The organism is Knoellia terrae (assembly GCF_048606435.1).
Classification (GTDB): Bacteria; Actinomycetota; Actinomycetes; order Actinomycetales; family Dermatophilaceae; genus Knoellia; species Knoellia terrae.
Genome location: NZ_JBMBWH010000003.1, coordinates 101357 through 126789, shown reverse-complemented (window position 1 = coordinate 126789; position 25433 = coordinate 101357). Strand labels below are relative to the sequence as shown.

The following is a 25433-nucleotide window of genomic DNA, read 5'->3' as shown; positions in this document are numbered from 1 at the left end:
GTGACTCGAAGGCGGTGCTGGCGGGAAGACTCAAGGGCGATGGATCCGAGGTGATCTATGGTCGCAGACTCGTCAAGATCAGCGGGGGCGCAGCGTCGCTGGTACCAAGTCGCGCGAAGCGAGCGGCCATCTCCGCGTAGGTCGGGGAAGACCGTCCCGGTGCTGGGCGTGCGCTCCTGGGCCATGTGCCATTGTGACCCCGCTCATGAGTTTTTGCCAGAGCCGTTCCTGCCCTGCCGGCTCGGCGGCATGTCCGGACGTTGCCGCCGCCTCCGAAATGGGGGCGAGCGTCACCTCGGCTGCCTCGAGGGTGAGTTGTTGGGCAGGGAGTCTTGAATCGAATTGAAGTCGCTGTACCGCTGGACCAGCTGCGCTTCTAGTCTTCATGGCCGACCGCGGCCCGGCCTCGTTACTAGCGTCTCGGTCAATGGCGTCAGTCCTCAATCGGCATCCCCGAACTCACGCCCGATGGCACGGAGCGCAGCTTCTCGTCAGCAGTTGGACCGCGAGGCGGCCTTCGCCTTATCGATGAGGAGCCCGGAGTCGCTGAGCACGAAGGTGTAGTTGAGGACGAAGGCGGTGCAGCGCTCGCCGTTATCTGTGAGGTCCTCTGTTTGGAGCGCGACGCGGGCTGTAGCTCCAACGTCGGTTTCGACCGCTTCGAGCACCTCCACCTCTGTCCAGTACGACTGATCTAGGGCGTCGCCCCACGCTCGTAGACCCCCGAGTGACTCCTGGGCACGCGGCGTGAACATAGCAAAGGCCGACTCGTAGTCGCCTCGGTTGATCGCTTCGCCGTGGGCGTTGAGCATGTTGGCGATTGTCGCGGCCACCGGCTCGTCGGCGGGGTGACTGGGCTCGAGGTCCGGCGCCTCGGGGTCCGGGTCCTTCCCACACCCCGCGTTGTCAGTCCCCTCAAGGTTCGACCACTGCTCGACTCCGGACCGGACGTCCGGGATAGGGATAACGTAGTTGGTGCCTTCGACGGGGCGCGTCTGTTCTGCGTCAGCCCACTCCCTGCCCCCGCTGAGCAGGCCGATGACCATGCCGCGTTCATCGACCACCGGCCCCCCACTGTTACCGGCGTTGGTCGCAGCATCCGTAGTGAATGCCCGCGCAACTTGCTGGTCGCCGTAGTCGACCGGCATAGGTAGCCCGGCGACGACACCTCGCGCGATCCGAACTGTGTAGGCGCCGAGCGGGTATCCGAGGACAGCGAGCTCAGAGCCGCGGGATGGGACCTCCTCCGCGAGCTCGAGCGGCGTCACGTCGACAGGCGTTTCGAGCCGTACCAGTGCAGTGTCGGTGCTGGGGTCGGTGCCTAGGACCACGGCCGTGACGACATCGTCGCCGGGAGTCTGCACAGATATGGCACCCGCGCCTGCGACGACATGGGCAGCGGTGACGACGACGTCTGGCTCCACGAGGAAGCCGCTCCCGGTCATCTGTCCCTCCTCGCAGGTCAGGACAGTGAGCTTGACGACGGCGTCCTCGTCAGCGTCGAACACCTGCGCCCACGTCATCGGCACAGGACTGGGCGTCCCACTCGGGGTCAAAGGACTGGGAGTCTCACTCGGGGTCGTGGGGCTGGCTGGCGCGGCCGTGGTGGGGGCGGCCGGCGTCGACGCAGGTGGGGACTCCCCTCCGGACGCGCACGATGTAGCCACCAGCACTCCGGCGAGGACTATGACGTACGCGATCCGCATGAGCGTCGCCCCCCTTCCGTTCGGAAGATAGCGAACAATCGGCTCGCCCGAAAGGCCCCCTATTGATAGTTCCGGGCCACCTAAGCTCGGGATCCTGCTACGCCGCTCACTGGGGACGTTCAGGGGCGAATCCAAGTTCGCCCCAACGACGAATGACCGGACTACTCCCTCCGCGGCAGAGGCCACGGTGGGGCAGGAGTCTCGTTAGGCGGGCAGCACCTCGCGGAGCACGGCAGCTACGGCACGGTCGTTCTGGCAGGTGTCTTCCGTGGCCGCCGATAGCATTTCTTCATCACGAGTTGAACTGAGTCATGCAAAAGTCGCCGGTTCCAAGACCTGCGTGAGCAGACCTCGCCCTCACCGCAACGGTCAGGCGCTCCTTCGAGCATGACTCGTCGCGAGGGTCATGCGGCGGTGTGACGCGACTTCCTCGGTTGGCATTCTGGCCATGCTGGCGTGCGAGAAGGGAGTCTCTCGATGTCCTACGCGCGGTTCCAGCCGGCGTTCCGGAGATCTCAAATCGAGATGAGCCGCGATTCCTCAGCGCGGAGAGTGACCTGGCCTTGCCGGCGTCGGGAATCTCTACTGGGCGCAGCCAGTGAGAGAAGACCCGCCCGTTGGCTGACATACGAGCGACTGCAGCGTTCACGTTGGCGAGTGGCGCCAGCGTGCCGAGGTCTCCCGTATCGCTGGCCACCGCGAGCGAGACCGCCGGGGAGCTGCCCTTTCGCGACCATCCACAGGTGGGTCGTCATGCCAACGTAGAAGACTCGTAGTTCGTCTTGCTCCTGTTGACCAACGAAGCAGTAGAGCCCAGGTGCGTTCGGAATGGGCCCGACAGTGTTCCACCCGACCAGACCTGCCTCGGGAACGTTAGCGGCGGGGACAACCTGAAGCCGGTGTTCCTCGAAGCCGAGCTGCCACAGGTGCTCCCGCTGCACGAGTGTTCCAGGGCCTAGACTCCCGAGATTCGGCTTCGGCCCAAGTGACGGCTCGGCAAGGCGTGCTATCCGTCTAGCGGGCGCCATCCATCGACCGTTTGTATCCGCAGCTGTCAGGCTGGTTGCGGATGACGCCGTCTGGTCCAGGAACCCGAGAGATCAACCCTGAGGCAGCCAAGCCCCGAGCCGCCTGGTTGACCTGTTTATGCGCTACGCCCAGCAGGCGAGCAAGATCGGAGTCCTTCAGCGAGCCCTGCTCGCCGATTAGGCGAAGCATCTCTGACTTGATGGTCACGACTTCCAGCATGAAGGTGAACACTAGGGTGTTGTCTAGTCCCACCTCCTTGGCCCACCTTCGCTCGCGACCTGGCCAACGGTTCAGACCGGACGATCGTGACGGCGAACATTCGGAGGTCGGGCCGGACAAGCGGCGCTGTGACGCACCTCGAGCTTCACCTCACGCCAAGGCAGGGCGCCGCTGTGCGCTTGTCGATGCGGCTAAACGTGCAGTGGGGGTGCCCAGTCGGCGGTGGTGGCAGGAAGAGTCATCCGTTGACCACTGCTCGGGGGATTAGCCAATCAGGGGCTCGCGGCGCGCCCATCGGGCCGCGACCACTGCTTGGGCCGCATAGATAAGGAGCATCGCCAGCAGCAGGAGCACCAACATGACCCACCGAGTGGGCGTGAGGTCATGAGCAGCCTCTGTCTCCTGAACGCCGATGACGATCGCGGCGTAGCCGAGGAAGGCCACCCCGCCGCCGAAGAGCACCCATGGCCAGCGCCTTCGATTTGCAGCAAGAGCCACGCAGCCAGGGAGCAGCGCGGCGGTGTAGATAGCGGAGATAATGACCAACCCCCGGGGGGTGAACTCCGTCCCTGTGTTAGTGACTAGCGCTACCGCTCGCATCAGCATCCTTGTGATCCCAGCACTGAGGAGGCCTGGGACCGCGGCGGCCGCGAATCCGCGGGCAAAGGCATCCATATAGCCCCCTACAGGTCGCTTGGAGATCCGGCGATGGCTCGAGACTGCCCGTCGTCGGCAGATACAGCAACCGCCTTCGACACTACGCGCCGGTCCAAGGGGCACCGGGCCGTCGTCGGAAGGTTGTCACGCGGCGGTGTAACGCGGGTCAGCGTTCGCGCTCTTGCTGCCCTGTACCCCGGGCGACCGAGGATGCCAGCCGCATCTGTGACGGCCTGCGGGAGTGCCGAGGCAGTCAGGTCGTGACGGAGGCGACGCGACTTGCGCGGTGGCTTGCCGCGACGACCATCGCGGCCACGGCGAACCCGGAGCCGGGCCCGGAGGGGACGTGACCCACCAGGACCATGCCCCCGAACACTGAGACCACCCCCAGGGCAGCCACAGACCATGCCACCCACCAGCTGGCACCGATGTAGCGACGAAGGGCGAATCCCAGGAACGCAAACGCGACGGTCGCCCCCACGAACCCCAGACCGGTCAGGACGAACCCGACACTGCCCACGACGTCGCTGGGTATCGCGTAGTCCCCCAGAATCCCGACCGCGACCAGGGCCAGGCACCCAAGCGCGCCGACCCAGGCACGCCGCAGCCAGGGCGCGGCCCGGCCAAACTGAGAACGCACCAGGGTCACCGACCCGGCCAGGGCCAGCACCCAGGCCGCGAGGTAGAGCACGCCGTAGCTGTCGTAGACGCTGATAGAGCCGGGCTCCAACAGGCCAGCATTAGCTAGCGGGTTCTGCAGCACAGCCAGCCACGGTCTCGGTGACTCGCCCGGCACGGCGTATGCAGTGAAGTAGGACAGTGCAAACGCTGGGGTGATCAACAGCGCGGTGAAGCCACCGACTGCCATCGCCCAACGAGCCCGCACCGGCCCTGCCTACCACTCCAGATGCCTTCGGGACCACCATTTTGGCCACTTGCAAAGCAGTGAAGCCAGTCCTCGTCGTTGATCGACACCCGACGACAGGCGGCGGTAGGACGCAGCTTCGACGTCCCGATAGAGAGGATCCTGAAGGCCGCGGCCGCTTGTCGTACACGGCTTCTCTACTCGCCTGCGACTCGAACCAAGACCAAGTCGTTGACGTCGAGATCGTCGCGTGAGAGCAGGGTGGGCTTCCAACCCTCGTCCAGCCCCATGAGGTCCAGTACGACTGCACCTTGGCGTAGCGCCGGCCCGATCGGCTGCGCTGAGGCAATCGCAGCGTAGAACCTGGCGGCGAAGGCACTAGCAGCCAGGTCGCTGATCTCGGTCTCCATTGCGATGATCACCGGGGTCGCCGCAAGCAAGACCTCGGCTCCGTCAAGGGTGTCGCAGCCATTCAGGACCAGCAGCTTCGGCGGTTCAGCGGTGGCGCCAAGGGCACGAGCCAGCAGCTCAAATGGAACGTCGCGCCCGTCGGGGCTGTCGACGCTGGCGTTGTCGAACAAGACCGCGGCATCGCCGGCGTGGCCGGAAAAGTGGACAACGTGGGGTCGGACGTCGTTCAGACCGTCGAGTAGGTCCTCAGGGGTAGCTGCGGGCCGGTACTCGATGTTGATGAGATCTCGGTGTAGCGCACGTTTGACTGCCTGCTGAACGTCACGAACCTCGACCTCGGTTCGGAGGTCCATCTCAGGGTTGGCGGTCAGGTAGAGGACTCGGAGAATCTCTGGCTTCGGCGGCTGAACCGTCACGTAGTGCACCGTCGGGCTGGAGAGCCGGGCGATCTCGCGGGCATGACTCTTCTCCTTCTGCTGACGCCGAGCATCCGCCTGCTCCCTGGTTCGAGCCTCGGCCTTTTTCTTGTTCTCCTCCTTCTTCGCCGAACTCTTGATCTCACGGGCGAGGTTCTCCTCAGCCGTTGCCAAGTCTCCTGCTGACTTGCTGAGCTTGACCGAGAGGGCGGTCACCTTCTTGTCCTCGGCCTGAGCCCTCTTCTCCAGGTTCTCCGCGTTGCGCTGGTAGGTCCGAGCCATGCTGGCGCTGGTGCGCGGCGTGATCTTCTGAAGCTCCTTAGCCGCGTCGGCGCGATGCTTCCCGGCGGCTGCCCGCGCCTTCCCGCGATTCGTCTCGTCAGTGGCCTGCTGCTTCTTGATCGCCACGATCTTGTCGCGGTACTGCTTCTCCGACATCGCGTCCCTTTCTTGACCGGCGGGCGGTCTGGAGCCGGTCGTGCACGACTCCGGTCATCCTCCTAAAGGATATGGAGCGGGTCGGACAGATCCGGCCGATGGAGCGCTGCCGACGTGGTCGCGGTTCCGGAGAGGTGACCGAATCTTGGGACCATCACCTGCGCCTGATCAGCTTGCGCTTGCACTCAGGCGCACGACCTCGACCCACGGGTCAACCCGCCCAGAGATCTCTCGGAAGCCGCCCTACGAAGAGACCTGCGACAGAGGCCCAATCTGGGCGTTATGCGGCGATGAGACGCGGACAAGAGCGATTCGCCAAGTTGGGCCAGCTCGAGTTGGTCGATCTGGGTAGGCGGTTACCGTTGGCGTGTGATACCGCTCGCAAACCTCGAACTGCGCTGGCCCCAGACACTGTTCACTGCCGAGGCGTTGGTGTTGGGCGACGCCCCCGACCTCGGCACGCAGAACTGGCAAGACCGGGCCCAACTCTTGTTGGAGGAGGCATTTACTGGCACGGCGGCCCGTGAGCACCTCGCCCGGGTCGCTGCTGCGGAAGGTGGCTTTTGGGGTTCCAACGCCGGCGCCAATGACGTCTCCTCAAAGGGCGTTCTGAAGTGGCTCGCCAACTCCGCGGTAACCTTTCCGACCCAAGCGCAACCGCGACCGTACTGGAGCCAACGGCATGCGCCTCGGCCGCTTGCTGCCGACCCTTCCCGGCTGGGTGAATGGTTTCTGCAAACAATCCGCGACCTTCACGCGCACGGCTACTTCGAGCACACCTTTCCAGGCGGCTGCGAGGATGCCGGCGACGCCGACCTTGGCATGGATCCGTCGATGGTATTAGTCGAGCGCTTGGGTGTTCCCGACCTATGGCCGCTCCAAGCGAGTCGTGACAGTTGGGACCCGGAAAACAACACTGACCTCTTCTACGACTTGGTCGAAGCCTTGCATGACCTCGTTGCGCGGCCGCGGTCGCGGTCATACCACTCGTACTGGCAGCACTGGCACTACGGAGACTTCTCCACCTCCGTCGGACAGGAACTCTACCGATGGCGTGTCAACCGCATCCTCGGCGTCGCGGGCATCGATCTGCAGTTGGCTGACGCGGGCGAGGACGTTGGCAGACTCGTCCGCGTGACCGACGATGGCCGCGACACGTTGATCGAGCGGGTCCAAGCCGTAGGTGCGGACCGCGACGCCCGCCGGCACGCAGTGGCACTATTCCGCTCTCGAAGCGCCGATCGGGAGGCTAAGCGCAGTGCGGTCGTCGCTCTGGCGCGACTGCTTGAGGATCGGCGTCAGCTCCTCCAAACAACAATGCTGTCAAGAGACGAAGGCGCACTTTTCCAGATCGCCAACCAGTTCGACCTGCGCCACAGTAAGGCTGATCAGCGTCGTGAGTACGACGAGGCCTATCTCGATTGGATCTTCTGGTGGTATCTCGCCACCGTCGACCTTGCCGACCAACTCATCATGCGGTCGGGGGCCACTTCCTCGCCTGCAGAGGCTCCAACTCCTTGACACCCCTTGGGACGCCCAGCAGCGGCAGTGTGACGCAGCTACGGCCACACCCCCGGTTGTATGACGCGTGAGCGGCCCATCAGCCGGCGCCGCAGACGCGAAGCCTTGTATCCCTCGAGGCTGGCGGCAGCTGTCGATCGGCGTCGGAGCTGGATGGGATGTCTGGGCATGGACGCGACCAGCCGCGGCGCCTGAGCCCGCTTGCGAATGGGCCAGCTCTTCGGCAAGACCCGGTCCCGCGCCGCAGCTCGGCGGCCAAATCGCAGCCAAGATCCTTGAGCCGAGGCAATTTGGGCCTTTTGAATGGCAAGATCCCGTGGCATGGTGCTCGCGAACGCTCTGCTGCAACGCTTGGATCTCGATGCGGCGGCGGCTGCTGAGCTCTCTACAACGAACCGGTTGATGCCGAGACGGTGGGATCGCTTGGCCCTGGTCGACCGCGGCCCGGCAATCGCCGGCTGGCTGAAGGGTCGCTACCGGCGCGAAAGGCCGGGACCCCCCGCCTCAATTGTCTTCGTCGACAAGAACCGAAAGGGCATGCGCCCCATTAGCGAGATATCGCTCGAGGATCGAGTGCTCTATCGCGCCTTGGTCACACTCATCGCAGAATCCCTTCCTCAGGAGCTTGTCAACAGGCCACCCATTGCCACCTTCCGTGAGTCCCCGCTAGCTTCTCCAAATGCGCGCTATATAAGCAAAACCGACGTCTCAGCATATTACGAATTCATCGACCACGAGTTGCTCCACGATGAACTACTCGCGCAGACAGGAGAGGCTCTAGCAATAGAGGCTTTAATGGTCCTTCTTGAGCGTATAATGGGGCGACGAGTTGGACTTCCGCAGGTACACAAAGCAAGCGATATTCTCGGTGACACCTATATAGCCCCAGCCGCTCGCCGACTGCGACGGGCAGGCTATGACGTCTACACGTTTTCGGACGACTTCCGAATTGCTACGGCTTCGCTCGGAGCAGCCCGCAACGCACTCGAAGCTTGCGCCGCGGAAGTGCGGACCTTGGGCCTGGTTCTCAACGAGAGCAAGACGTACACCTATGGGAAGCGCAACTACCGAGCCTCGCTCACGGCATTCTCGGATGCCGAAGGGCGACTGTTTGACGAGGACACGGAACTCGATGGCTTGCGCCTCTTTTTTGAAAGCGACTACAGCGACGAGGACGAGAGCGTCGAACCTCCACTGGGTTTGTCCGGCTCCGAGATCGAGGGAGTAGCAGACACCGACGCGATCCAAGAGTCGCATACCAAAGATCGGACAGATGATGCCGTCGACGAGGCGCAAGTGCGTGCTGCAACTCGCACTTGGGAGTTGTGGCTCGAAGAGGATGAATCCGACGAAGTTCAATCCAGCCAAGACGCGGCAATAACGGAATCGCTCCTCAGCCGATCTCTGCCAATCTTGGGCGCGGCTGGAAATACCCAGCCTCTTGAGTACATGTCGGCGGTTCTGCGATTTGAGCCTGCATTAACGCCCCAGGCGGCCAAGTACCTCGTGGCCCTGGGGGCCACGGGGAAGGCGGCACGTACAGCCATCCGCGTACAACTGGACGCCCTCTCGCGCGAAGAGAACTTCAGCACTTGGCAGAAGATGTGGCTCGTCGACGCGGCAGGCAGCATCCGACGATCTACAACCCGGCATGAGCACTATGCCTGGCTCGTCGAGAGCGTTCGGGAAGGCGCTCCCGCGCTCGCAGCCACAGCGGCTGCTGCCCTTGGCAGGCTGGGGCTGTCCGAGGAGCTCGTGGTCGTCGGCGCGCTAGATCGAGTTGGTCCATCGTGGCGGCCACTCATGTTGTGGAGCCTCGCACTGATGGACGAGTCACAGGCCGAGGCCAATAGGGAAGATCGCTTGGACCAGATGGTGATTGAGGTGGCACGATCGTGGTTCCAGCAGTCCTAAGCGCGCGGGCTGAGGACGCGACACGCCTCTTGTTTCAGACCCTCGGGATGCATCAAAAGGCGCTAGCCAGCTACCGACCTGCAATTCGGGTCAGCCGCCGTCTCGCTGTTGGGGGGCCGGATCCCCGGCAGGTCCAGCGTCAGGCAACGCTACTGCGACTGCTTTCTATCACGGAGGCATACTGCGCGGATCGCTTGATTGACCACACCGAACGTGCCGTCGACCCAATGGCTGACCCCGTGCGCGGCAAAGTTTGGGAACAAGTAGCGATCGACGTGACCAGGACTTGGGAGGCGCAGAAGGACGCCTTCAAAAAGTGGCACACGATCTCGCCCAATTGGCTGCAAATAGAGGGCTTAGCTGAAGCCAGGAATGCAGTCGCACATGGTCTGGGGACTCTTACTCGTCGGCAGCAGAAGGGCCGATCGTCCACCATGACAAAAATCAATCGCACTGGAATTGCCGTGACAAACGACCAGATTGTCCTTGAGGAGCGCGACCTATTGGCAGCGGCCAAGGCTTGCCGGGATCTCATCCTAGAGATTGATGCCGCCACCTCACCGTCTACGCCGTGACTGGACCTGCCCCGATTACATTCCCCAAGGGCCGACTTCTCGCCAGTCCCTTGAGCCGCCCACCGGAGCATCGGTAAGCCGGATGACCCTCCCCATTCTGGCCGCCAGACGCCGTGGTCGCCGGGCCGCGGCGCGGCCAGCGCAGGGCACTGTGGGCGGTTGGCGGCGGGTCGCGGGCGCGCCCTATCTGGGCGGATTGGGGTGCCCACAGTGGGCGATAAGACGCACGCTTAGCGGCGGTGCTGCGACGTGGCACCCTGCGTCATGTAGCCGCTGCCGGCTCGCATCTGTCACGACGCGCATTAGCAGGGCCATCGCGATCCGTCGGTCCTGCTCGTCAGCACTATGGATTGTTGGGTCGGGGCTGAGAAATGAGTTGGCAACCCAAGGACGCCTTGCACATATCGAGTCGGGCCCCGCGCCGTACAGAGGCCTCGGTTACGTCTGAGCAGCGCCTCGACCAGCGGCAATTGCGCTTGGCGTTCGGGGGCCTATGTATCGGCAGGGCAGCACTCCGACAGAACCATTCACGTAGATCAGGCCCGGCAGTCGTAGCGGCCACATGCGGGCTCCAACAGCGCGCCGTTTGAGCGGGCTGGACAGAACACGCAGACGCGCCTCCGACATAATGAATGTCGCGGCACCTCTGGCGCGGTCAGTGATCAGTCGTGGTGTTCCATAACGCTGGCTGATGCAGCCTTGGTTATGTCCCCGCGCCCGGACGGCGAACATACTTTGCAATGTCCGCTCGTCGCTGGTTGATCAGGTCATTACGTACGAGGGCGCGGGCATATCCCATGCCCTGAGCGTCGATGGCGGGTTCGATGATGAGCCGAGTATCGAGTAGGAGCGGGTCGACGGTGTCCCGGCGGGTTACGTGCTCGCCATGCCACACGACAACTGTGGGAGCGTCCTTCCGGTAGCGGGCGTAGGCGTGAACTTGTGCGGCTCGGTCTTCGTCGACGGGGCTGGGTGGGAGGTTCACCCCGTCCGGGTACGTTGGGGGGCCTTCGCCGCGCCAGGGACGGGCCCGCTGGAAGTGGTCGAGGATGAGCATGCTGGGCCGGGGGTTGGACTTGAGGGGCCCTAGTACTGCGTTGACATTGTGGAGGGTGGGGACCTTGCACTGGTAGGTGTGAGGTCGCAATTCTTGGTGCCACGGCATGACGTCGAGGTCGGTGTCGTCGATTACGTGGAGCAGTCCTGAGCCGTCGTTCCAGTCAATCATCGCACGCAGGTCATCGTTCATGACGCCGTCGACGCGGACAAGATCGACGCGTTGGCCTGCATTGAGGGCGTCCTCGATAAGGCGCCCCACGATGCCCCACCATGCCGCAGATGATGTGGACGCCCTGAAGAGGATGAGGGTGAGTTCACCATGGGGCAGTGCGGGCAGGATGCCTGGAAAGGTGTCTAAGCGCCACAACTTCGCGGGCGGTGGTGGTTCTTGCTGGCGGCTGGTTTGGTCGTTGTTGCTCATGTCCTTGGTATCGGCACGATCCTCGGACGGGTTGACCGTGGGCCATTGCGCGCCCACCGAACATGTCTACGAGTTTGGGACCAGGTACTTCTACGAAGGGACGCCCCGTCAGAACGTCGTAGTGAAGGTGCTTCGGCGCCCCGAAGTCACCGGCGGCGGCGCCGCCAAGGGGCGACTTTGCCTTCAATGCGACCTCTCGTCCGCGGGACCTATCGGCGCTAGATAGTCGCCCGGCTACAGCTCGGCCGAGGCCCCTCGTACGAAAGGTTCGCCATGATGCAGGGGCTATGCAACTCACTCACCCTTCTCAACTTGCCTGCGTACCTGTTCCGATAGGGCTGCTCCAGGCCTTCTTCCAGACGTGGCCATCCCCCAGACGTCCCATGGAGCGGCGTCGACGAGTGTCCACGCGAGGGCAGCCGCCGCGCTATCGCTGTGATCGATGATCTTGCGGGCGCTCACCCAGTCCTGTCCGCAACGTCGCCAGTGAACCGCGTGATCGGGCCAGATCCCTGCGAGCGCCCAGTTCCGCGCTTCGCTCTTGACGAATCCGAGCGCCCGGAACCGTTCGACCATGGCTGCGTTCAGGCCCCACGACCCAGCCTCTTCGAGGGTCATCCCCATGGCGACGAACCGTTGGGCGTCTGTGGGACTGATCCCGCACGCGAACCATCGCTGGGCCTCAACCTCTTCACAGTTGAGGACCTCTAGGTAGACCTCCCGGTGGTGGCGGGAATCCTCAGTCCCATCGTCTCCGTAAATGAAGGAGTGCTGCAGATCGTCGAACGGCGAGTAGATGCTCATGTCAGTTCTATCGGCAGGAGGCGGCAGTTACACGACCGTCTGCAGCGAACCAACGGTTCACCGATGGCGATGTGGTGTGCCGTTTCACCTTGAGTCGATGAAGTCACCAGACGAAGTTGTGGTCGTAAGGGACTTCGTCGTCCTCGAGCAAGTCCTCGGCCGCTGCGTCACCGGCGGTGGCGTCCGTTTCCGGCAATGTGAGGAAGTCGGCCGGGTTCGCTCCGTGCGTGGCATGTTCCAATGCGTCAGCGAACGGCAGCCCGGTGACCGCCCAAAGCACCGCCTGGGCGATCGGCTTGGTGACGGTCCGAAGCGCGGCGGCCTGCGTCGGCGTGTATCCGGCGTCACGCCAGAACATGGCTTCGTACCCGAAGGCGCCGGAGTAGGCCCAGTCCCATGTTTCGTCTTTTTGGAATCCGCAGTCCACGAACGACCGGACAGCCTCCGGAACCATCCCCCACGCCCACGCGTCCTCCGGCGACATACCCAGCGCCTTGTACGCCATGGCCTGATCTGGGTAGACGTCTGCGTCCAGCCATGCCTGCGCTTCGAGCAGGTCACGATCAAACCCGGCCTCGACAAAGTCGTCGAGGGTGTACCACTGCCAAGGGTCACAGTTGGCTCGCTCGGCGGACTGGTAGGCGAGATCGAACTTGGGAGGCATAGACATGCCCACTACATCGGCACGCTGCGCAAGTGGGCGTACCCGCACGTGGCCCGTGAGTGGACCGACGCGCCCTTGCGTCGCGCGACCGTTACGTTGCCACCCTGGGCGGCGTTCAACCTAGCCAGCCCTCGCGTCACCTAGGACCTCTCGCCCCTCTCCGTCCCCGAAAGGCTCCGCACCTCAAATCGCCTGAGGCCCCGTCCCAACCCCGGCCGATGCCTCCAAGCGTCACAACAACGACGCAAGAAATCACGCCCATGACACGCCAGCACCCGACCTGCAACCTGCGGGAACGTCACGTTTCTTATCAACGCAACAGCCTCCATCGCTGTCGCGTCGGACCCTCAGGGACCAACCTGCAGATGACAGGGCTGCTAGGCACAGGGTGCGGCCGGCCGGACGAGTGCCCATGATGGCGACGTGGCTGCCGCGCACATGACACGCGCGAAGGCGCTAACACTCTAGGCGAGCGCAACGGTCTCTTTTCGACAGAGCCTCTGTGGGGTCGTAGGACCACCCGTCGAACCTGCGCTCCTCGCGACACAGACGAGCCGCCCCCTGGTGTTACTCCAGCGGTGGCAGTTGGGTCGGGCGACGGTCCGCCTCTTACGAGGCGGATCGCGGGCCGGTTCAATTCACATGGTGGGAAGCTGTGGTAGCGGCGTGTCCGAGACTTGGACGAGCCACGTCCATGGACACCGCAGTCCCCTCATCGTTCTGTCGACAATGACGCTCACACCGCGCCGGCAGCGGCCAATGCCCCAGACGCCTAGGCGCGCAGGTGGTCATGCGCCAACCGGCGGGGGTGCCTGAGTCGGATGAGTCCTCCCTAGGAACTCGCTGACCTTTGTGTCAAGTACCCATGTCCGTCCCGGAGATGTGGGACAGCCCCCCACGACTTCCGCCGGGGCGCGGTCCTTGAGGCCGAGGTGCGATCTAAGTCAGAGCTCGCAGCCGATGCCATCGAAGTTTCCGTCGAAGCCGTGCGGGTCCGGTTGGAAGACAACGAAGTTCCGGTATGGGATGTCGCCGCAGTCAAGGTCCGGCGGGGGCGGTGGAAGGCACACTCCGGGATAGGAGGAGTCGCAGCCACTCGAGGGAGGCGGCGGCGGTGGTGGCGTAGGCGTAGTCGTCGGTACCTCGTACCGCAGATACCAAGTGCCGTTTGAGGGGCGCCAGACGACACGGTCGGCCTTGGCGTTCCCCAGAAAGTCGCCCGCCTGAGGAACGTCACCGTTGCGGCCCCAGGTGACAGTGTCACCGCCACGGACGAACCAAACCCCCGAGCCGGGGCGCCACACGGCGATGCTAGAGGCAGCGCCCCCGGTGTAGGTCGACGGCACCGGGCGGTCACCCGACTGACCCCACGAGTAGGTGCTTCCACCGCGGACGTACCAGGTCCCCATCGAGGGCCGGAACACCGCCAGCTCGACCTTCTTGTCAGCCGTGAGGTAGTTGGCCGGCGTGGGGACGTCACCGGACTGGCCCCAGCGGATGTTGCCCAGGCCGCGGATGTACCAGGTGCCAGTCGAGGGCCGGAACACCGCGATGTCGGCCTTGCCGTCGCCGGTGTAGTCGGCGGCGACCGGGACGTCGCCGGCCTGCCCCCACTTGATGGCGGAGCCGCCACGCAGGTACCAGGTGCCGTTGGAGGGGCGGAAGACGGCGATGTCGGCCTTGCCGTCACCGGTGAAGTCGGCCGCTGCGGGGAGGTCGGTGCTCACACCCCACTGGTAGTTGCCGACGTTGCGCACGTACCAGGTTCCGTTGCCGGGGCGCCAGACGGCCAGCTCGCGCCGGGCGTCACCGCCGTAGTTGGCCGCCACCGGCACATCACCAGACTGCCCCCAAGCGACCGTGCTGGTTTGAATGGCGGTGCCAGCGGTTGCCGGACTCGACGCCGCAACTACTCCGCCCCCTGCCAGAACCGCCGCGCACAGCGCCGCCCACATCGACTTCCGCTTCATCAACGCCCACACCCCAAGTCGTCATCACTACTGCCAAGCCGAATCGAACCATACGGGTCGGCGCGAGGGAGGCGGATGCCAAATCTTCGCCCCAAGTTCTTGGGCCGGCACGGGCAGGAGGAAAATCGAAGCGGCTCCACCCTCCTTCGTGATCGTGGGCTGGCGATATCGGCAATCTGCAGACCCCGCGGGTCACTGGTGGGACACTCGAAACTGCAGTTTGTTGCTCAGGGATAACGGGGTGCGCGATGCGTCGCGATGCGTGGTGGAGTCGGCTGGCACTAGGGCTCGTTGTGGCGCTCGCTTACGCAGGGGCATTGCCCGCCACGGGGATGGCGCAGGAAGGATCCGCATCAGCCGCCACTACGTCACGGATGGTGCCGCTGACCCCGAGCCGGGTGCTGGACACTCGAACCGGGTTAGGTGCCTCCAAGGCTGTGGTCCCGGCAGGGGGGTCAGTGATCCTGAAGGTCGCCGGGCGCGGCGGAGTCCCCGTCACGGGTGCCTCGGCGGTCGTGCTGAACGTAACCGTGACGCAGGCGACCCGGGCGGGATGGATGCAGGTTTACCCCACCGGTCAATCCGCTGTCGGCTCTTCCTCGAACCTGAACGTCGAGTACACAGGCCAGAGCATCGCCAACATGGTCACCGTTCCTGTCGGTGACAACGGCACCGTCACGCTGTACTCCTCCGGCGGCGGGCACTTGCTCGCCGACGCCTTCGGCTACTACACCCCCGCTTCGTCGGTCGCGTCGGGCCGGTTCGAGGCACTCACCCCGGTCCGGGTGCTCGACACCAGGGAGGGACTCGGGAACCACCCGATGTCGCCCGATGACAGCATGAATTGCGGGGATTTCACCAGCTGGACTGCCGCAAACGACTGGTTCTGGTATTACCACCTGTACTTCGGTGACATAGCCCAGCTCGACGGTGACAACGACGGGATTCCCTGCGAGAGCCTAGCCGGCGCTCCCAGCACAATGCAGATACCGCCCCGTCCCAAGGCCGCGTCGGGGTCAACTACGTACTTCGAGGTCGCCGGTAAGGGAGGCGTCCCGCAAGTTGGGGCATCGGCAGTGGTACTCAACGTGACCGCCACGCAGGCCAGCGGCGCCGGCTGGGTGCAGGTCATGCCTTTCACTTACAGCGCGGCAGCGGGCGCGTACTCGAATATCAACCTGACCCGCGTAGGGCAGACCGCCGCCGGCTTGGTTACCGTGCCCCTAAGCGAGACCGGCACCGTGAAGATCTACACGAGCACCGCAACTCACCTCATCGCCGACATTGCCGGTTACTACACTGGCGCCTCTGACGAGACAAGCAGCCGTGGCTTGTTTGTCCCGATCGTCCCCACGCGGATCAGGGACACCCGCTCGGGCGTCAAGCCATCCTCTGGGTCCACGGTGAGCCTGGCCCCCGCTGGCAAGGGCGGCATACCGAGCACCGGTGCCGCCGCGATCGCGATGAACCTCACCGCCACGCAGGCCAGCGGCGTCGGATATCTGCAGGTCTACCCAACGGGGGAGGGCACCCCGGGCTCGTCGTCCAGCGTCAACACAGAGCGTGCTGGCCAGACCATTGCGAACGCTGCCATGGCAAAGCTCGGCACTGATGGCACGGCTAGCGTGTACATCTCCCGCTCCACCCATGTTCTTGGCGACGTCGCTGGATACTTCACCGATGACTCCGGTGCTATTGACCCGAGGTTGAATGGGTTGAACATCGCCCCCCACAACACCACCGTGGCCTACAACCGCGACTCATGGAACCACTGGATCGACGCTGATGGGGACTGCCAGAACACCCGGCACGAAGTGCTCATCAACCAATCCCGGAGTGAGCCAGTCCTGACGGCCGATGGCTGCGCCGTCATCTCCGGGTTCTGGGTTGACCCCTACATCCTAGAAAACTGGACCCAAGCCGCTGATGTCCAGATCGACCACCTCGTTGCCTTGGCCAACGCCCACCGCTCCGGTGGCTGGGCATGGACAGCGCAGCAAAAAGAAGACTTCGCCAACGACTTGCTCGGCCCCGAACTCGTCGCCGTCGAAGGATCCGTCAACCAGGCCAAGGCCGACAGCGGACCCGAGACCTGGAAGCCACCACTGACGTCAACTTGGTGTTCTTACGCGACGAACTGGACGACCGTCAAGCGCAAGTACGCCCTCACCGTGACTCAGGCCGAATACGACGCCTTGGCCCAGATGCTCGCTACTTGCTAGGTCCCGGGAGCAACCCCACGGTTCTCACGTCAGTTAGGACTGCCCGTGCAGCCGTTTGCAGCTTGATTCGATGTCGGAGCGGAAAGGGGCCGATCGTTATGTCTGCAAGGCCTAGGTTAGACCGCCCTATCCCGGCGGCCGAAGTTAGCAGGACGCAACCTGGCCAACGTTTAGAGGTGGGCACCTTCGTCATGGACTTCGAACAGTCGCAAGGGGGGCTACTGGCGCACGCTGCCGTAAGTGCCGGTGAGCGCGACGACGCGTACGTAGATTTCTCCATCTTCTCTGGCGCACCCATGGGATACCTGTGGCAGTCATGGGTGGAGATTCAGTCCAGTGGGCGCAGGCGAAGCGTCACCCTCATCGCAGATGTTGAGGACGACGGGATGAAGCCGTATCGAGCGTGGAGCTTTGACCAGTTGCCCGAAGAGCTGGTCGAAGCGCTCGAGGACCCAACGTCTATCGCGCCTCTGGAACTGTTCAAAGCCTTAGTCCAAGCTGTGACCCCAGTCATCACGGTGTGGCCGATAGACGACGAGTTCATGCTTACTCTCCCGGATCGGGCACCCCCTTGGCCCTCCCCGGAAGCCGAAGCAGAGATCGAAAATCTTCCCAGGTGGCAAGGCGAGAGGATCGGCTGAGCTCCCCTGATCCCAAGGGATCAGGGTCGCCGTGTCGGCGGTAAGTGCTGGCTTTGTGTCACATACACGCGGCACGACAGGTGCCGCCCAAGATCAGCGCGCTGCCTCGTATGCAGCCAACAGGTTCGCGTTGATACGGCCCCGGTCGCTGACCTGATGACCATTGTCTTTCGCCCAAGCGCGGACGGCAGCCAGGTCAGCGCGCGGCTTTCCTCGGGATACGGAGCGAGCGGTCTTGTTCCCTCGACCCTTACTCTGCTCAGTCGCCTTGGCGATGTAGGGGTTGAGCGCCTTCTCGAGTGCTGCACGGTTCTTCGCGCTGAGGTCGATCACCCATGTACGGCCGTCGAGGCTGAACGAGACCTCCGCAGCATTCTTAGATCCGTCGAGGTCATCGGTGATCGTCACTGTCGTCTGCTTGGCCATGAACAAATGATGCTGCCTTAGGACGGGCGATTGCTATAGCCACCAAGCAGCAAATGGCCAAAACATCACTGCGAAGATGAGTGCAACGAGGGTCACACCGCAAGTGGTCCCCGTTTGACGCGAGAGATACGTCGAAGATGAGCCGGACGCTGGGCTGCAGGCGCAGCACTGAACCACTGCCCGGCGAACTGCGGACGGAGCCATCTCGTCAGCATCTCCGAGAGCGAGGTGTCCAGAGAACCCGAGCGTCTCAGCATCGGCCACTACTCGCAGACGATGCCATCGCTGTCGGCGTCCCGGTACCAGTCGTACTCCGCGTCCTTGCCCGAGTAGTAGGGCCCGTATCCGGCTGCCTTGGCTGCCTTGCAGGTGTCGAACTGGAGGTCCACCTTGCTTGACGGCTTCGCCGGCTCCGGCGCCGGTGTTGGCGGGGATGCCTTCTTCGGTGGTGTCACTGTCTCGACGGTCCCGCCACCCAACGGGACGGCTTTTGAGGACGGCAACTTCTGCGTCGGGCACCCTTGCAGGATCCGCACGATCGCGTCTCGCTCACTGGGGGTGACCCACAGGGCGTACCTCGCCTTGACCGCGACCTGGCGAGCCACGTAAGCACAGCGGTAAGTCTTCGTGCGCGGAAGCCAGGTGGCAGCATCACCGGCGCCCTTGGCAGCGTTGGTCGGTCCATCCACCGCCAGCAGGTTCAACGGGTCGTTCGCGAACGCAGTACGCCTTGACGTGCTCAGTTGCTGCGCCCCCTTTTGCCATGCATCCGAGAGGGCCACGACGTGGTCGATCTGCACCGCCGAGCTCGTACTAGAACCGCGAATGAACTTGAGCGTCGCGGCGGTATACGGGTCAGTGAGGGTGCCACGGAGGACGAGGCAGCCATTCGTGCCCGCCTTCAGGGTGAAGTTCTTGAGGTCTCTCCGGAGGATGTCATTGCGCGTATCGCAGCCATTGCGGTCCGCGTCGTACCACGCTTGGCCGAACTGATCCCGTGAGTACCCGGTCTTCGGCGCCCGACCCTTGACTGTCAGGGCGCCGGCAGCGGCCAACGCGGTGCCCTTGGCAGCAGGCACCGGAGCGACCGATGGCTTGCTCGGTGACGGGGTCGGCTTCGGTGCAGGTGTCGGTGGCTGCGACGTCTCCGTGGGGGTCTTGCTGCTAGGCGACGGTGAAGGTGTGGAAGGCGACGGGGACGCGGTCGCGGACGGTTGGACCTCGGAAGGGGGCGTGTCAGATGGTCTGTGTAAGAGGTGGTCTCCGATCTGAAGGAGATTGACTGTGAGCATGACCGATGAGCAAGAGAAGGCCTCGCAGGAGAGCGGGCCGTCCGAGGCGCGGCGGTTGCGGCAGGAGATGTTCGGCGACGACATGCTCGACCGGTTGATGGCCGCCACCGACGAGCGAGGTGTGGCCCTCACGGGCGAGGGCGGGTTCCTTCCCGAAATGATCAGGGCCGTCCTCGAGCGGGGGATGTCCACCGAGCTCACCGATCATCTGGGCTACGAGCGGGGTGACCCCGCCGGTCGCGGCTCTGGGAACTCTCGCAACGGCTCGACGCCGAAGACGGTGGGCACCGAGGTCGGTGACATTCGTCTGGACAGCCCACGCGATCGGCAGGGCACGTTTGCTTCGGCGCTGGTGCCCAAGGGCGTGGGCGGTCTGGAGGACATGATCATCTCCTTGTACGCGGGTGGGATGACGATCCGCGACATCCAGCACCACCTCGCCACGACGTTGGGCACCGAGCTGTCGCACGAGACGATCAGCAACGTCACCGACGCCGTCCTCGAGGAGGTCACCGCCTGGCAGTCCCGCCCGCTCGAGGCGTTCTACCCGGTGATCTATCTCGACGCGCTCGTGGTCAAGGTCCGCGACGGCGCCCACGTCACCAACCGTTCCGCGCACATCGCCGTTGGCGTCGACATGGACGGCGTCAAGCACGTCCTGGGGATCTGGGTCCAAGCCAGCGAGGGAGCGAAGTTCTGGGCCGGCGTGTGCGCCCAGCTGGCCAACCGCGGCGTCAAGGACGTCCTGATCGTCTGCTGCGACGGCCTGACCGGCTTTCCCGAGGCGATCGAGCAGGCCTGGCCGCAGGCGATGGTCCAAACGTGCGTGGTACACCTCATCCGGGCCTCGATGCGGTTCGTGTCCTACTCCGACCGCAAGCCCGTCGCGGCGCTGCTGCGCCCGATCTACACCGCCGCCGACGAGGACGCCGCCATGACCGTGCTGAGCGTGTTCGCGAGCTCGACACTGGGCACGAAGTACCCCGCAGCCGTCGCGGCCTGGCGCAACGCCTGGGACCGGTTCGTCCCCTTCCTGGCGTTCGGGCCGGCGCTGCGCAAGGTCATCTACACCACGAACTCGATCGAGTCGCTGAACTACCAGCTCCGCAAGATCATCAAGAACCGCGGCCACTTCCCCAGCGACGACGCCGTCGTCAAGCTGCTCTGGCTCGCGATCCGCAACATCGAGGACAAACGAGCCCGCGAACGGGCCAAGCAAACCGGCAAGGGCAAGGACCGCCAATCCATCCCCCGACTGGTCGAAGGCGGCGTCGTCAACGGCTGGAAGGCAGCCCTGGGCGAGCTCGCCCTCATCTACCCCGACCGCATCAACCCCTACCTCTAACCAATGACCCTCACTTACACAGAAAAGTTGACAGGCTCGCTTGGCTTCCTTGATCTCCTTGGGCACTACCGCGCCGAACAACAAGGCGAGGAGACCAACCACTACACCGGCCCTATCCCCGTCGACGATGTCGAACGCCGCCTCTTCCACTGGACCGCCGTCTCCAGGCGCATCGCCGTGGAGACCCAGTCCGACATCGACGCGATGACCCACCTCGACCCACAGGACTCGCCCGTGCACTGGGAGACCCTGCCCGACCGGCAGGCCATCACCCGCTCCGACACCAACGCCGTCCTCGGCCTCTTCGGCACCGGCTACGTCATGCACCAATACAGAGAGTGGCTGCTGACCACCGTCGCCAACCTCCTCGACGACGACCTCGTCATCTCATCCGCAGGACTGCTGCGAGGAGGAGCCATCGCCTGGGTCGAGGTCTCCGTGCCTGCGACCATCACGAGCCCCATGGGCTTCGACTTCCGACCCAACCTGCTGGCCACCACCAGCTTCGACCGATCCATCGCCACCACGTTCAAGCGGACGGTCACCGCTACGGTCTGTGACAACACTCGTGACCTGGCTCTCAGCGAACGAGGCCAGGAGTACAAGGTCAAGCACACCCGGTACTCCGCCGCGAAGATCACCCAGGCCCGGGAGGCCCTCGCCGTCGTCCACACCCTCAGCGACGACTTTTCACGCGAACTTGAGATCCTGGCGAACACAGCCGTCACCGACGAGCAGTGGGAGGCGTTCCTTGACCGAAGCGTGCCCCTCTCCGACGGCAAGGGGCGGGCCCTCGAGGGCCGTGCCCGCACCGTCACCCTTCGGAAGCGTGGAGAGCTGGAGACCCTCTACCGAAGCGACCACCGAGCCGCCCCTTGGACCGGGACCGCACTGGGAGTTCTCCAGGCTACGAACACCTGGGCACATCACTACGCCGCCAACCGAAGCGCATCCCGACCGGAGCGGAACATGCTCCACTCCCTCACAGGAGCAACGTCGATGAGTGATCGAGCTACCACGTTCACGCTTCTTGAGCTCATCACTGCCCGATAGTCACAGCCAGGGCGTCCACCGGTTGAAGGCCGTCTGGCACCATGCAAGCCCCCTCCCACACCATGTGGGAGGGGGCTGGTCGTCCTTTTCGGCATTCAGGCTGTTGATCACCGGCAGTCAAAGACACAGGCTGTCCGGACGAACTTGTTCGCGGGCGCCCACCCGTGGCGTGGTGGTACTCGGTAAGGAGTTCGTCGAGGAGAACGCCGAGTTGATGGAGACCAGCTCGTGCCTGTGGCCGGCGAAGTGGTCAGTGGACGGTGATATTGCCCCCCTTGAGCATCTGGCTACCCGTCGAAAAGGCGGGATGGGCAGGATCCCCCGCTCGATAGATGGTGATCGTGATGGTGTCGCCTTTCTTGGCGCCCGAGGATCCGTTGTCCACGACGATGACCGTGTAGCCATAGCCGGTCAAGCCGTTCCATCGGCCGGTACCCGTCCAGCGAACTGAGTTAGCGGAAAGCACGGTCGCCGTCGCTGGCCCAGATCCGTGGAAGGTTGACTTGTCCGACGTGCGGACCTGGAACTGGCTGGTGAAGGCGCCCCCTGCCTGCGGGATGAGGTTGAACCCGAAGGATGTGCGGCCGATGCCGGTGCTGACCCAGCCGCCTCCGGTTACCTTGGCTCCTGCCTGCTCGACTGTAAACACGGTGTCGCTGGCGGTTCGGCAGGGGTTGTAGAGCTCATCTCCGGCGAAGGTGACTCCGACGGCATAGACGTTGGCCGGCAAGGCGACGGTTCGCGATGCGACCCCTTGCGCGTCTGTGACGGCGGTGTAGCGGGTGGTTGTGAGTGTCGAGTCGAGGACGATGAACTCTAGGGAGTGTCCTGCCCAGTCTCCTGGTGTGGTGTCGCTCTCCCCGAACTGGGCGCGCAGCGTCGTCGAGGTAAGCGGGGCTACGAGTAGGCCTCCGGTGTAGGTCAAGGTGCAGTCCTCGCGCAGCACTGTGACGGTGTCCGTGTCAGTCGCCTCCTTGTACGCCGTGTCTCCAGCGAAGGTCGTGATCACGCTTCGCTGGCCGGGTGCGGCGGTCACGGCGATCGGGGTGGTGATAGCGGTCCCATCGGCCGCCGTCGGGCCAGCGGTCGCGGTCGGCATCGGGCCCAGCGTGAAGGACAGGCTTTTCCCTGTGATCGGTGCCGCAGGGACGCCGGCGACCTCCAACCGTCCGCCAAGCGCGACGGGGTCTGAGTAGGTGGCCGTGGTGGGGCCGGTGTAGGTGACCACGGTATTCGCCGGCTGAATGGTCAGCATGGTGTCGGTAGAGGTGGCGCAGGGGAGGTAGTAGTCGTCACCCGCAAAGCTCACATTCACGCTGCGTGCGTCCGGCGGCAGCTGGATGGTAGTGCTGGCCAGGCCAGCGTTGCCGGTCCTCGTCGTGTGGTGCGTGGTAGTTCCGCTCGCGCTGCTGACCGCGAAGTCAAGCAGATGTCCGGACCACTCGCCAGGGTTGTCGTCGCTTTCGCCGAACTGGGCTCTGAGCGTACTTGTGCTGCCGGCTGTCGCGGACGTGTCTCCCGTGTAGGTGAGGGTGCAGCCTTCCTTCTCGACGGTCACGGGCTCGCTGTCGGTCGCGGCGTTGTAGATGTCGTCGCCGACGAACTCGGTGGTTGCCGTGGTGGGGCCGGGCTTCAGTGTGACGGTGACGGGGCCGGCACTAGCGGTTCCTGCGGCACTGGTGGGTCCGGCCGTGACCGTCGACAGGCTCCCCAACGTCAGCGAGAGGGTCCGACCCGCGATTGGGAGGGGGGGTTCTGCCACGGTCTCGAGCCGGCCGCTGAGGGTCGCCGGGTCTGAGTAGGTCACCGTGGTGGGCCCGGTGTAGGACACCTGCGCGCCAGGTGAGGAGGTACCGCACCGGGACAGCTCGGAAGTGCTTGCGTTCGCGTTCGTAGCGGTGGCGGAAAGAGTGTGTCCGACTGGCACCGGCGGTGTCACCGTGAAAGTGAAGGTAGCCATTCCTGGTGTGCTGCTGCTCGACCCAGAGGTGGCGACAGCCTGCGTGGCTACGAACTTCTCTGCCTCGCCGTAGCCGGTCTCGTCACACGTGCGGTTCTCGTAGAGGTCGATGTCGAACTGCTCACCGGGTGCGCTGCGCAGCCGTCCCGTGACCAAGGTCGACGTGGATGTCGTCGTGGCGGAGAGGATCTCCGGAGCGTTCTGGAGGTCATTGGAACCGGTGTCGGCGTCGAGGTCGTCGATGCCGTCCGGCGCACCCAGGGAGGCCCGGCTGGGCAGGTCTATCCCGAGGGCAGGAGCGTCTTGCGTGCCGTTGTCGTGCACCGAGTTGTATCGGATGGTGACACCCTGTGGCAGCGGCAGGCCGGGAATCTCTGCGCGATGCCCCACCGCGATGCCACCCTGGCCGTTGAAGGCGACTGTGTTGCCGTGTTCAGGCGTGCCCCCGACAACGTGGGCACCTCCCTCGAAGTCGTCAGACACCAAGACGCCAAAGCCACCGTTGCCCAAGGCGGTTCCGTCCGCAGCGACACCGATTCGGTTGCCCGAAATTCGATGTCCTGGCCCGGCGAAGGTGTCGATTACCAGTCCGTTGCCGGAGTTGCCGGCAATCAGGTTGTCCTCCACCACGCTGCCGGTGTCGCCCATGGATATTCCGTTGACATTCGGGATGGCGACTGTGCCTGTGCTGTCGGTGCCGACATAGTTGTGGCTCACCACGCTGGAGCCTTCCGCCCCCGTTGCCGGATTCATGCCGACGTGGATTCCGAACCCTCCCGAGACCACGTTCCCGGCACCTGTTCCACCGATCAGGACACCCTCGGACTGGACGTCGATGCCCCCATTGCCCGTGCGTACACGCCCGGATGCGTTAACACCGATCTTGTTGCCTTGAACCCTTGTCCCTGCGGCGTTGAAGAGAACGATTCCCAAGCCCGAGGCGCCGCCCGAGATCACGTTCGGCGCTGCGCTGGTGCCGAGCTGGCTGTCGCTCGCCTGCTGCAGCCTGATACCTTCTGGGGCGCTTCGCGTGGTGGCGCCGTCGGCGAGCACCCCGAGGTAGTTGCCCAGCACTTCGACCCGTGGGGTGGCGACGCCTTCGACCTCCCCCGAGGAGTGCCCGGCGATGACGTTGCCCTGCCCTTGAGCGGGATCGCCTCCCACCCGCACGCCGGCAACGTTGGTCAGGAAAACGCCGTGGTTCGTGGGTGCGAAGGAACGCTGGACGACCGCGCTTCCTTCTGCATTCGTCCCGATGAAGTTTCCCTCGACCACGAGGCCGTCTCCACGTCCGGCGACGTTCCGGATTCCGGCGAAGAACTCGTGCAGGGCCAATCCGCGGATGGTGGTGTCAGAGCCGCCCACCACCAACCCTTCACAAGGGTTTCCTGTGGAGTTGCACTGTGCGCCACTGACTTCCACCCGCCGGGGTGCCCACGCGGCCGGGAGACCGGCGTCGATGGTCACCGGGTCGCCGAGCACGGGCAGAGCGCTCGTAGGAGCTATGACGTGAGGCGCCGCGCCCTCGATGGCGAACACGACGATGTCAGGCTTCCCATCCAGGTTGGCGTGCGCGTTCGCTGCGAGGATGGCTGCCCGCAGGGTGCACTCGCCAGTTCCGGCGGCGCAGTTCTCTACAGTCAGGGCGTCGCCGGCATCTCCCGTGGTTGTCACCACGAAGACGCCATCTGCAGCCGCGCTCCAAGCGGGCGGCGTGAGCGCCAATCCCATACTGCAGCACAGGACTGCGATCGACAGGCGAGCGATGAGCGTAGTAGGAAGTGCCTTGGCCATGATTGGCTTCCATCCATCCATGCCGCAGTGG

The 25433-nt window shown here is 64.4% G+C and carries 19 protein-coding genes; 7 read left to right on the top strand and 12 right to left on the bottom strand.

What is annotated here, in order from left to right:
- Positions 1 to 491: 491 nt before the first annotated feature.
- The 5 genes from ACOJV9_RS05775 to ACOJV9_RS05755 all read right to left on the bottom strand — a co-directional run bounded on the left by ACOJV9_RS05775 (position 492) and on the right by ACOJV9_RS05755 (position 5741).
- Entirely contained in the window at positions 492 to 1508 is a 1017-nt protein-coding gene (locus ACOJV9_RS05775; RefSeq protein WP_420184240.1) for a S1 family peptidase, read from the bottom strand.
- A 1212-nt stretch (positions 1509 to 2720) separates the two neighbouring features.
- The gene (locus tag ACOJV9_RS05770) at positions 2721 to 2966 is read right to left on the bottom strand and encodes a hypothetical protein (protein ID WP_420184239.1); all 246 of its coding nucleotides are present in this window, start codon (positions 2964 to 2966) and stop codon (positions 2721 to 2723) included.
- A 252-nt stretch (positions 2967 to 3218) separates the two neighbouring features.
- Positions 3219 to 3629, bottom strand: coding sequence for a hypothetical protein (locus ACOJV9_RS05765; RefSeq protein ID WP_420184238.1), 411 nt, complete (start codon positions 3627 to 3629; stop codon positions 3219 to 3221).
- Between the two features lie 235 nt (positions 3630 to 3864).
- Complete coding sequence (locus tag ACOJV9_RS05760; RefSeq protein ID WP_420184237.1) at positions 3865 to 4479, bottom strand: hypothetical protein; 615 nt, start codon at positions 4477 to 4479, stop codon at positions 3865 to 3867.
- Between the two features lie 194 nt (positions 4480 to 4673).
- Positions 4674 to 5741 carry a CHAT domain-containing protein gene (locus ACOJV9_RS05755; protein WP_420184236.1) on the bottom strand — a complete coding sequence of 356 codons (1068 nt, stop codon included), beginning with the start codon at positions 5739 to 5741 and terminating at the stop codon, positions 4674 to 4676.
- A 369-nt stretch (positions 5742 to 6110) separates the two neighbouring features.
- Here ACOJV9_RS05755 and ACOJV9_RS05750 point away from each other — a divergent pair, with 369 nt between their 5' ends.
- The 3 genes from ACOJV9_RS05750 to ACOJV9_RS05740 all read left to right on the top strand — a co-directional run bounded on the left by ACOJV9_RS05750 (position 6111) and on the right by ACOJV9_RS05740 (position 9751).
- Positions 6111 to 7262, top strand: coding sequence for a hypothetical protein (locus ACOJV9_RS05750; RefSeq protein ID WP_420184235.1), 1152 nt, complete (start codon positions 6111 to 6113; stop codon positions 7260 to 7262).
- Positions 7263 to 7583: 321 nt separating this feature from the next.
- Positions 7584 to 9176: a reverse transcriptase domain-containing protein gene (locus ACOJV9_RS05745; RefSeq protein WP_420184234.1), complete on the top strand. Its 1593-nt coding sequence runs from the start codon at positions 7584 to 7586 to the stop codon at positions 9174 to 9176.
- A gap of 227 nt (positions 9177 to 9403) precedes the next feature.
- Positions 9404 to 9751, top strand: coding sequence for a hypothetical protein (locus ACOJV9_RS05740; RefSeq protein ID WP_420184233.1), 348 nt, complete (start codon positions 9404 to 9406; stop codon positions 9749 to 9751).
- 703 nt (positions 9752 to 10454) lie between these two features.
- On the opposite strand, the gene ACOJV9_RS05735 is transcribed toward ACOJV9_RS05740, so the two are convergent.
- The 4 genes from ACOJV9_RS05735 to ACOJV9_RS05720 all read right to left on the bottom strand — a co-directional run bounded on the left by ACOJV9_RS05735 (position 10455) and on the right by ACOJV9_RS05720 (position 14528).
- Positions 10455 to 11231, bottom strand: a complete 777-nt coding sequence (locus ACOJV9_RS05735; RefSeq protein WP_420184232.1) for a hypothetical protein — start codon at positions 11229 to 11231, stop codon at positions 10455 to 10457.
- Positions 11232 to 11525: 294 nt separating this feature from the next.
- On the bottom strand, positions 11526 to 12035 hold the full coding sequence (locus tag ACOJV9_RS05730; RefSeq protein ID WP_420184231.1) for a hypothetical protein: 510 nt from the start codon (positions 12033 to 12035) through the stop codon (positions 11526 to 11528).
- A gap of 103 nt (positions 12036 to 12138) precedes the next feature.
- Positions 12139 to 12699: a hypothetical protein gene (locus tag ACOJV9_RS05725; protein WP_420184230.1), complete on the bottom strand. Its 561-nt coding sequence runs from the start codon at positions 12697 to 12699 to the stop codon at positions 12139 to 12141.
- A gap of 944 nt (positions 12700 to 13643) precedes the next feature.
- Positions 13644 to 14528, bottom strand: a complete 885-nt coding sequence (locus ACOJV9_RS05720; protein WP_420184229.1) for an FG-GAP repeat domain-containing protein — start codon at positions 14526 to 14528, stop codon at positions 13644 to 13646.
- A 599-nt stretch (positions 14529 to 15127) separates the two neighbouring features.
- Between ACOJV9_RS05720 and ACOJV9_RS05715 the strand changes: the two genes are divergently transcribed.
- Positions 15128 to 16891 carry a GmrSD restriction endonuclease domain-containing protein gene (locus ACOJV9_RS05715; RefSeq protein ID WP_420184228.1) on the top strand — a complete coding sequence of 588 codons (1764 nt, stop codon included), beginning with the start codon at positions 15128 to 15130 and terminating at the stop codon, positions 16889 to 16891.
- A gap of 176 nt (positions 16892 to 17067) precedes the next feature.
- On the top strand, positions 17068 to 17532 hold the full coding sequence (locus tag ACOJV9_RS05710) for a hypothetical protein (RefSeq protein ID WP_420184227.1): 465 nt from the start codon (positions 17068 to 17070) through the stop codon (positions 17530 to 17532).
- A 93-nt stretch (positions 17533 to 17625) separates the two neighbouring features.
- Here the strand turns inward: ACOJV9_RS05710 and ACOJV9_RS05705 are convergent, their stop codons facing one another.
- Together ACOJV9_RS05705 and ACOJV9_RS05700 are read right to left on the bottom strand one after the other, a co-directional pair.
- Positions 17626 to 17958, bottom strand: coding sequence for a histone-like nucleoid-structuring protein Lsr2 (locus tag ACOJV9_RS05705; RefSeq protein ID WP_420184226.1), 333 nt, complete (start codon positions 17956 to 17958; stop codon positions 17626 to 17628).
- Positions 17959 to 18221: 263 nt separating this feature from the next.
- Positions 18222 to 19037: a GmrSD restriction endonuclease domain-containing protein gene (locus ACOJV9_RS05700; RefSeq protein WP_420184225.1), complete on the bottom strand. Its 816-nt coding sequence runs from the start codon at positions 19035 to 19037 to the stop codon at positions 18222 to 18224.
- 211 nt (positions 19038 to 19248) lie between these two features.
- Here ACOJV9_RS05700 and ACOJV9_RS05695 point away from each other — a divergent pair, with 211 nt between their 5' ends.
- Both ACOJV9_RS05695 and ACOJV9_RS05690 read left to right on the top strand, forming a co-directional pair.
- The gene (locus ACOJV9_RS05695) at positions 19249 to 20595 is read left to right on the top strand and encodes an IS256 family transposase (RefSeq protein ID WP_420184224.1); all 1347 of its coding nucleotides are present in this window, start codon (positions 19249 to 19251) and stop codon (positions 20593 to 20595) included.
- 3 nt (positions 20596 to 20598) lie between these two features.
- On the top strand, positions 20599 to 21648 hold the full coding sequence (locus tag ACOJV9_RS05690; RefSeq protein ID WP_420184223.1) for a DUF932 domain-containing protein: 1050 nt from the start codon (positions 20599 to 20601) through the stop codon (positions 21646 to 21648).
- Positions 21649 to 21898: 250 nt separating this feature from the next.
- Here the strand turns inward: ACOJV9_RS05690 and ACOJV9_RS05685 are convergent, their stop codons facing one another.
- On the bottom strand, positions 21899 to 25402 hold the full coding sequence (locus ACOJV9_RS05685; protein WP_420184222.1) for a hypothetical protein: 3504 nt from the start codon (positions 25400 to 25402) through the stop codon (positions 21899 to 21901).
- Positions 25403 to 25433: the final 31 nt, after the last annotated feature.